Raw genomic sequence first — 9,047 nt, forward strand, 5'->3', positions numbered from 1 at the left:
CCCGGCAGCATCCAGCTCGGGCGGCGGGCGCCGCAGCACCTCTCCCCTAGCGGCCCATACCCTCCATGATGCTCGCCGAGAAGCTGAGCGCCAGGCGATCGTCGCCGTCCTTGAGGTCCAGCAAGAAGAGCTCGCGCACCTTGTTGACCCGATAGAAGTAGGTGTTTCGGTGGACGTTCAAGGCCTGTGCCGCGTCGGCCGGGCTGCCGGGGTGGCGTACGCTCATGATGGCCGTCTGCAGATAGGCCGTGCCGTGCTCGCGATCGTAGTCGGCCATGGCGACCACGCGCTTGTCGAGCAGCATCTCGAGCTTGTCGGGCGAGCCCGAGGCCGAGGCCAGCGCGGCGAAGCGGTGCTCCCAGAAGTAATAGCAGCGCCCAGGCTCGGGGTCGCGGATCGCCTCCGCGAGGTCCCGCGCCTCCTGAAAGCGGCCAGGGCACTTGCTAAGGTCGTCGAATGGCTCGCTCGCGAAGGCCGAGAGCTCGTTGTTCTCGAGCATGGTGATGAAGGCCTTGTTGACCGAGAGCCTGCGCTGGGCGCGCGCGTAGTCGTCGTAGCCGGCAGCGTCGTTTCGCCCGATGGAGGTGAGCACCACGAGGCAGTTCTCCCGCGCGCACCACAGGCAGTTGCGCAGGGAGCGCGCCGCCATGGTGCCGATCCGGGCGTGGTAGTCCTTGTCGGCGTTGCGCTGCCCCGTCACAACGAGCAGCACGTAGGACACGTCGACGGGCAGGTGCGTCATAAGGAGCTGGGCGCGCATGGTCTGCTCGTTGACGAAGCTGCCCTCCACGAGGTCGTGGAGCACCGAAGAGCCGGCTCCAACACGCTCGCCGGCGGCGCCGAGACGATCGATCATTACGCCGGCCAGACGGCCCGCATAGTCAACAAGCTCGAGGTCAAAACCGGTGATGGGTCGGTCCTTCTCGAGGACGTCGTAGCGGCCCATCTCGAGGTGATGGTAATAAATAATTGAAGTGACCCAGTGTCTGCCGTAGCGCTCGACGTTCGATATGACGGCATGGCGGGCGTGGCGAACGGCCGGCAGCGTGCCGTCAACCTCGAGCGACGAGTTGACCTCCTCGGTCAGATAACCTTGCGAAAGGACCTGCTGCACGTCCTTGGCGTCCTCGGGGAAGTCGCCCGCAGAGGCGAGCAGCCGCAGGTCGGCATTGGTGATGATCACGGGGTTGCCCAACACCGCCGACGAGCGCCGCGCGAACTGGTTGAGGTCGTAGCTCGAGAGGAACGCGTCGAACATGCGGTCGCGGCGCAGCTCGAGCACCGCCGCCTTGGCGGGCAAATCGAGAAACGCGGCGCGGAAGTCCTCGTAGTTCTGGCGTGCCGCCACAACGACGAAGGCGCCGCCCACGCGAAGGCCCTCCGGGATCTCCTTGCCTGCGAGCACGAGCATAATGTGGCGCTCGGCGGGGCGAGCCGAGCCCTCTTGGAAGTCGCTGAGCCTAGCCATGCGCAAAAGGCGCGCCTCGGGCGGGATGTTCGTGCCGTACTCGGGGGTGAGAAGGACGTCCTCGTCGAGAAGCTCCTCTTTGCCGACGCGCCATTCGGTGCAGGCGAGCTCGTTCAGAACGGTCCTCAGCTTCATGGATCCCCCTCGATTATGCCGACGGGCCCCCGATAGGCCCGGTCCTTTCGACGATTCGCCCCTCGAAACGAGGGTTTTGCGTCGCCCGATGCGGGCGCATCGGGCAAAACCAACGATTCGAGGAACAAAATCCCCTCGTTTTGAGGGTTTTGCGCGATTGTCCAAAACCAGACGACGCAAAACCCCGAAAAACAGGGCGCGCGACCACGCGACGAGCCGAAATCCTGCCTCAAAAGCATCGCGACGCCCGCCGTCTCATGCGCGAGCACAAACTATAATACGCGCGCAATGCTTCGATTGCACCCAGGTGTGGTCACCGGTACCGCGAGCGAGCCGGAAGTGGCGGCAAAGTTTGTCACCTAGCCCAATGACCCCAGACGCCCGAAATCCGACACTTTTCCTCGATGGGTCCAACGGCGCCGGGCGCTCCGCTTGCACGCCACGCGGACGAACAAAACCCGAGAGGAGTTTTGAATGGCCGAGCAAGAGTACAAGGGCATCTACAAGAAGATGACCTTCGGCAGGCAGGGCGAGGAGTTCGACGTCCCCTTTGCCAAGGGCAACCCTGGCAAGACGCGCGAGGAGCTCGACGAGCTCAAGCAGAAGCTTCGCGACGACCCCGACGCCGGCGACGCCGAGATGGTCGCCACCATGGGCTTCTGCGCCAAGTACAACCCGCACACCTACATGACCGACATCCCCAACGTCATGTGCGAGCGCGACGTAGCCTGCGTCCTGCGCGACGGCACCACCATCTACGCCGACATCTACCGCCCGGCCAACACGACCGAGAAAGTCCCCGTCATCTGCGTCTTCGCCCCCTTCGGCAAGAACCCTTCCGAGGGCATGGACTCCTGGCAGCTCATGGGCGTTCCCCCCAAAACCGTCTCCAACTACGCCAAGTTCGAGGCCCCCGACCCCGGCTACTGGTGCCACTACGGCTACGCCGTGGCCAACGTCGACCCGCGCGGCGTCGGCAACTCCGAGGGCGACGTCTATCTCTGGGGCACCCAGGACGCCCAGGACGGCTATGACTTCATCGAGTGGGTCACGGCACAGGAATGGTGCAACGGCCGCGCCACGATGATCGGCAACTCCGGCGTCTGCATGGCCCACTGGCGCATCGCCGCCCAGCGTCCGCCCCACCTCGCCTGCCTCGCCGCTTGGGAGGGCCAGGGCGACCTCTACCGCGAGTCCTACTACTGCGGCGGCATCCCTAACCCCGACTACGAGACCCACATCATCCAGGCGCTCGCCGTCAACAACTACATCGAGGACACCCCGGCCATGGTCGCCAAGTATCCCCTGATGAACGCCTACTACAAGGACAAGATCGTCGACTGGAACAAGATTCGCATCCCGACGTACGTAACCGCCGGCTGGGTCCACCACCACCTGCGCGGCGCCTTCGAGGGCTTCCGCCGCATCCGCACCCCCAAGAAGTGGATGCGCGCCCACCGCGACTTCGAGTGGCCCGACACCTACACCCCGGCCAACATGGAGGACGTGCGCAAGTTCTTCGACCGCTACTGCAAAGAGATCCACAACGGCTGGGAGATGACCCCGCGCGTGCGTCTCGACGTCATGGACGCCTATGACTACGACTACGCCTCCCGCCGCGCCGAGGAGACCTTCCCCCTCAAGCGCACCGAGTACAAGAAGCTCTACCTGGACGCTGCCAACGGCGAGGCCGGCTACGAGGAGTACGCGAACGAGGCCGAGGTCAGCTACGACCCCAAGACCGAGTCCACGACCTTCACCTATCAGTTCACCGAGGACACCGAGATCACCGGCTTCATGAAGCTGCACCTCGAGGTCGAGTGCCGCGGCTACGACAACATGGACCTCTTCCCCTGGGTCATTAAGCTGGACCGCGACGGCAACTACGTGCCTATCCGCGTCATGGGCGCCCCCTTCCGCGGCGCATGGGGCTTCCTTCGCTGCTCCCACCGCGACCTCGACCCCAAGTACGCCTCCGATTTCCAGCCTGTGCACAGCCACGAGAAGGAGGAGCGCATGCAGCCCGGCGAGATCGTGCCCGTCGACGTCGAGATGTACCCGCACTCCCGCTTCTGGCACAAGGGCGAGAAGATCCAGGTCGTCGTCGCCGGCCGCTTCGTCAAGACCGAGTGGTTCCACGACAACGACATGAACCACAAGACCGACAACGGCGACGGCATCCACGTCATCCACACCGGCGGTTCTCACCAGTCCTACCTGCAGATCCCGGTCGTCCCGCCCAAATACCAGGTCGGCGACTACATCTGGCACGGCGACGAGAACAAGTAGAATCGGCGCGAGGGGCAAAAGCGCCCCGGCGTCTCGCAAAGCAACGTAACGAACAGGAGAGAAACATGAACGACTTCCAGCTCGAGGTTATCGACATCCTCAAGGACAAGGCCGCCGACCTCTTCGGCTGCGACCCCGCGACCCTCGGCCCCGACACCAAGTTCGTGGACGACCTCAACTGCAAGAGCGTCAACATCGTGCAGTTCGCCTCCGCCCTCGAGGACGAGTACGAGGTCGAGGTCCCCTACATGCAGCTCAATAAGTGCGTGACCTTCGCCGACGCCGCCAAGTTCGTGGACGACGCCCTGTCCATGTAGCAATCCCCCGGGGCCCGAAGCGACGCGCTTTCGGGCCCCTTTTCTATCGAAAGGATGCATCGCAATGACGCTTATCGAGAAGCTCACCGAGGACGCCAAGGCCTGTGAGAAGAAGGCCCGCGTGGCCCTGCCCGAGTGCGAGGCCGCAAAGACCCTCCAGGCCGCCCGCCGCGTGCTCGACGACGGTATCGGCATCCCGGTGCTCGTCTCCCCCGCCGACGTCATCGACGCCACCGCTAAGGAGGCCGGCGTCTCGCTCGAGGGCATGGAGATCGTCGACACCTCCGACGCCGATGCCCTCGAGGCGCTGGCCAGCCGCTTCATGGACGGTGACAAGCCGCGCATGCTCTCGGCCAAGGGCATCCGCCGCAAGCTCAAGAACCCGATGTGGTGGGCCATGGTCATGGAGGAGCTCGGCGACGTCGACTGCACCTTCTGCGGCCACGTGAACACCACCGGCGACGTCCTCATGACCGCTCAGATGACCATCGGCCTGGCCGAGGGCGTCGACGTGCCGAGCATCATGGCGCTCGTCGAGACCCCGGGCTTCGAGGGCCCCGAGGGCAACGTGATCTGCTTCACCGACTGCGGCCTGAACCCCGAGCCCAAGGCCTCTGAGCTGGCCTCCATTGCCATCTCGGCCGCCGATTCCGTCAAGGCGATCATGGGATGGGAGCCGCGTGTGGGCTTCCTCTCCTTCTCGACCAAGGGCTCCGGTGCCGGCGAGTCCGTCGACAAGGTCAACGAGGCCCTCGCGCTCGTCCACGAGCGCCGCGCCGACATCGCCGCCGACGGCGAGTTCCAGCTTGACTCCGCCATCGACGAGGCCGTCGCCGCCAAGAAGGTCGGCGAGTGCTCCGAGGTCGCCGGCAAGTGCAACGTCCTCGTCTTCCCGGACCTCAACGCCGCCAACATCGCCGTCAAGCTGATCCAGCGCTTCGCCAAGGGCGCCGCCTACGGCCACACCCTGAACGGCTTCGCCAAGCCCGTCGCCGACTCCAGCCGCGGCGCCACCGTCGACGAGATCGTCGGCGACATCGCCATGCTCGTCCTCTCCACCCGCTAATCGCGCGCCGCGGCGCACGAGGAGCCCGCACGCCCTCGTGCGCCGCGGCACGTGCGCCCAGAAAGGAACCACCATGGGCTACAAGATCCTTACGCTCTCCCCTGGCTCCACCTCCACCAAGGTGGCCGTCTTCGACGGCACCGAGGCGCTCTTCCGCCTGAACGTGACCCACCCCGCCGACGAGCTCAAGCAGTTCGACATGGCCGCCGACCAGTTCGAGTACCGCAAAGAGACAATCCTGGCGGCCCTTGAGGAGCAGGGCCTCGCCCTTGCCGATATCGACGCCTTCGCCGGCTACTGCGGCGCCATGGGCCCGACCATCGGCGGTACCTTCGCCATCGACCAGACCGTCTGCGACCACGTGATGAACGCCGGGGTGAACCACCCGGCCATCCTCGGCGCGCCGCTGCTCTATGCCTTCGCCCAGGAGGTCGGCCGCCCCGCCTACGCCGTGAACCAGCCCGACACCGACGAGCTCTGCGACGTCGCGCGCATCACCGGCTGGCCCGGCGTCTATCGCAAGAGCCACGTCCACTGCCTGAACCAGAAGGAGTGCGCGATCCGCTGCGCCGCCGAGCTCGGCACCACCTACGAGGAGGCCAACTTCATCGTAGCCCACGTCGGCGGCGGCCTCTCGGTCGCGTGCCACGAGCACGGCCGTATGGTCGACACCAACGACGTCCTCGAGGGCGCCGGCCCCTTCGCGCCGAACCGCTGCGGCGACGTGCCCGCCAAGCCCGTGGTCAAGATGGCCTTCGCCGAGGGCGCCGACAAGAAGACCATGGACGGCGTCGTGGGCAAGACGGGCGGCCTCGTGGGGCTTCTCGGCACCGACGACGCGCGCCAGATCATCGCCCGCATCGAGGCCGGCGACAAGTGGGCCGAGGTCGTCTACGACGCCATGGCCTACCAGGTCGCCAAGTACGTGGCCGGCTTCGCGGCCACCCTCAAGGGCAAGGTCGACGGCATCGTCCTCACCGGGGGCGTCTCCCACGACCCGCGCTTCGTCGCCTACGTGACCGAGCGCGTCGAGTGGATCGCCCCTGTCCACGTCTTTGCCGGCGACTTCGAGATGGACGCGCTCGCCGCGGGCGCCATCCGCTGCCTCGAGGGCACCGAGAACGTGATGACCTTCACCGGCGAGCCCAGCTGGAAGGGCTTCACGATGGAGGGCGCCATCGACGACGTGGAGGCCTAAAGTCCCTGCGGGTGCTCGCCCCGCGGTCTGCCTCAAGCAACTATTTGTGCGGCGGCACGAAGACATCGTCTACTTGCTGTCGCATTCTTAAGTGTGTTGTGTTTAGCGGCGCCGCTCTCGGCGCCAAACGAAAGGAAACCGAGTGGCTCAAGAAACAAAGAAAGGCGGCTTCCACTACGCCTACGCCATCGTGGCAGCCTGCATCGCCATCACCTGTCTGCCCTGCGCGCTCGTTCTGTCGTGCGCCGGTATCTTCTTCACGCCGGTGTCCACGTTCTTCGGCGTGCCCAAGGCCACGTTCACGCTGTACTTCTCCATCGTGAACCTCGCCATGATGTGCACGCTGCCCGTCTGGGGCAAGGCCCTCTCCAAGGTAGACGCGCGCGTTACGCTCTCGGCCGCCGTTGTTGCCGCGGGCGTCGGCCTCATCGGCATGTCGCGCTGCCAGGAGATGTGGCAGTTCTACGTGTGCGGCGCCGTGCTCGGCATCGGCGTGGCCCCGCTGATCATCCTCTCGGTGCCCACGCTCATCAACGCATGGTGCGTCAAGAAGGTCGGCTTCTTCATAGGCCTGTGCATGGCGTTCACCGGCATCGGCGGCGTCATTTTCAACCCGGTGGGCACCGCCCTCATCAACTCCGGCGCCGAGGGTTGGCGCACCGCTTACCTGGTGTTCGGCATCATCGTGCTCGTGGGCACGCTGCCCTTCACCCTGCTCGTCGTGAGGAGCCGCCCGGCCGACAAGGGCCTTCTCCCCTACGGCGCCGACGAGGCTCCCGAGGCCTGCGCAAACGATGCGGCGACCGAGGTCGAGGACATGCCCGCCTCCGCGGCCATGAAGACCTCGGCGTTCTTTATGCTCGCCGGCTTCTGCGGCCTCATCACGCTGAACCAGACCATCTACCAGTTCCTACCGAGCTACGCCCAGTCCTTCGCCGAGACGCTGCCCGCCGTGGCCGCGGCCTCCGGTGTCGTGGCGAGCGCCGCCATGGCCGGCCAGGCCATCGGTAAGGTCGTCCTCGGCGTGATCAACGACAAGTCGGTCAAGCTCGGCATCTGCGTCGGCGTGGGCGCGGGCATCGTGGGCGTCACCCTCATGTGGCTCATGCCCGGCGTCATGGCCCTGCTGCTCGCGGGCGCCTTCCTCTTCGGCGTGGTCTACGCCATGACCACGGTGCAGACACCGCTTCTGGTCCGCACCGTCTTCGGCAGCGCCGATTACACCAACATCTACTCGCGAGTCAGCATGGTCGGCTCGTTCATGGCCACCGTCGCCGCCGTCTTCTGGGGCTTCGTGTGCGACTCCGCCGGCGGCTACCCGCTCATGTTCATCCTCGGCTACGTCTGCATGGCGGCCTGCGCTGTGCTCGCGTTCCTCTCTCTTTCCTGGATGAAGAAGAACCGCGGCTAAACTGCTTCGACACTCCGGAATAGGGCGCGGCTGGCCTTCGGGCCCGCCGCGCCCCTTTCGTGTTTTGAGGCGCGAGGGCGTGAAGGCCATGGCGCAAAGAAAACGGCTCCGCTTGGTCCGATTGGGGCCGCGGCGCAAAGAAAACGGCTCGGCTTGGTCCGATTGGGGGCCAAGCCGAGCCGTTTTCTTGGGAAACAGACCGCAAACCAACCAAGCGGAGGCGTTTTCTTTGCCGCGAGAGGCTAAGCGCCTTATGCGCGACGGCGCTTGCGCGGGACGGGCAGGCCGGGCGTGATGACGGCGCGAAAGTCGGGCGAATCAACATCGTCGGTGCCGTTGGGCGCAAAGTGCAGCGTCCCTTCCCAGTCGGGAATGAACCCATGGTGCCAGGCGTAGCCGCGGTCGTCCGCCGCGAAGTCCGCCGCGGCAAGAAACCCGTCGAGGTCGTCCTTGGTGAAGTCGTGGCGATGGTGCCCCGTCAAAAAGCGGTCGATCGACAGCCTGCGGATCTTCTCAATCGTCTCTTTCCACGTGAAGAGCGGCAGGCTCTCGGGAAAACACAGGCATGCGATGGGCGTCACGGCGTCGCCCGAAAAGAGGGTGCGGAGCTCGGGGCACACGTAGCCCAGGCTCCCGTCGGTGTGCCCCGGGAGCGCGACCGCCTCCAGCGTGTACCCGCCGAGATCGAAGACGTCGCCCTCCCCCACCAACCGCGTCGCCGGCCGCGTGCGGTCGCGCGGCCCATAGGGCGTCTCCGAAACAACCGCACCCATCTCTTGCGCGTGTTGCCACATGAACTCGCCATACGTGTCGCACGAGTCCCAACAGCTCGTCTCGCCGGCAGGGACCCAAGCCTCATCGAACCAGTAGGCGCCGCTCGTATGGTCGAGGTGTCGATGCGTCAGGAGCACCCGCACGGGCTTTGCGCCCACAAGGCCGCGAACGCACGCAGCCAGGTCGCCGAAACCCGCCATCGTGTCGATGAGGGCCGCCTCGCGTTCGCCCTCCACGAGGTAGCACAGATCGCCCAAAGGGTCGCCGATGCGCCAAAGGCCCGGCCCCATCTCCTCTATCGCAAACAGCCGCACCATCGCAAAACCCCTCCAAAGAAAAAAAGACCTGCCCACGCTCGCGCAGGCAGGTCTAGCAGGCGTTTATTGCCT

Annotated in this window: 7 protein-coding genes; 5 read left to right on the forward strand and 2 right to left on the reverse strand. The window is 65.6% G+C overall.

Annotated features, from left to right (window positions below):
- Positions 1-46 precede the first annotated feature (46 nt).
- Positions 47-1,603: a helix-turn-helix domain-containing protein gene (locus U5709_RS09935; protein ID WP_321971947.1), complete on the reverse strand. Its 1,557-nt coding sequence runs from the start codon at positions 1,601-1,603 to the stop codon at positions 47-49.
- Positions 1,604-2,077: 474 nt separating this feature from the next.
- Between U5709_RS09935 and U5709_RS09940 the strand changes: the two genes are divergently transcribed.
- The 5 genes from U5709_RS09940 to U5709_RS09960 all read left to right on the forward strand — a co-directional run bounded on the left by U5709_RS09940 (position 2,078) and on the right by U5709_RS09960 (position 7,884).
- Positions 2,078-3,892 carry a CocE/NonD family hydrolase gene (locus U5709_RS09940; RefSeq protein WP_321971948.1) on the forward strand — a complete coding sequence of 605 codons (1,815 nt, stop codon included), beginning with the start codon at positions 2,078-2,080 and terminating at the stop codon, positions 3,890-3,892.
- A gap of 65 nt (positions 3,893-3,957) precedes the next feature.
- The gene (locus U5709_RS09945; protein ID WP_321971949.1) at positions 3,958-4,209 is read left to right on the forward strand and encodes an acyl carrier protein; all 252 of its coding nucleotides are present in this window, start codon (positions 3,958-3,960) and stop codon (positions 4,207-4,209) included.
- A 64-nt stretch (positions 4,210-4,273) separates the two neighbouring features.
- The gene (locus U5709_RS09950) at positions 4,274-5,275 is read left to right on the forward strand and encodes a phosphate acyltransferase (protein WP_321973308.1); all 1,002 of its coding nucleotides are present in this window, start codon (positions 4,274-4,276) and stop codon (positions 5,273-5,275) included.
- A gap of 73 nt (positions 5,276-5,348) precedes the next feature.
- Positions 5,349-6,473, forward strand: a complete 1,125-nt coding sequence (buk, locus tag U5709_RS09955) for a butyrate kinase (RefSeq protein ID WP_321973309.1) — start codon at positions 5,349-5,351, stop codon at positions 6,471-6,473.
- 142 nt (positions 6,474-6,615) lie between these two features.
- Entirely contained in the window at positions 6,616-7,884 is a 1,269-nt protein-coding gene (locus U5709_RS09960) for an MFS transporter (protein ID WP_321971952.1), read from the forward strand.
- Between the two features lie 251 nt (positions 7,885-8,135).
- On the opposite strand, the gene U5709_RS09965 is transcribed toward U5709_RS09960, so the two are convergent.
- Positions 8,136-8,975, reverse strand: coding sequence for an MBL fold metallo-hydrolase (locus U5709_RS09965; protein ID WP_321973310.1), 840 nt, complete (start codon positions 8,973-8,975; stop codon positions 8,136-8,138).
- Positions 8,976-9,047: the final 72 nt, after the last annotated feature.

Source organism: Paratractidigestivibacter sp. (genome assembly GCF_963660155.1).
Lineage (GTDB): Bacteria > Actinomycetota > Coriobacteriia > Coriobacteriales > Atopobiaceae > Paratractidigestivibacter.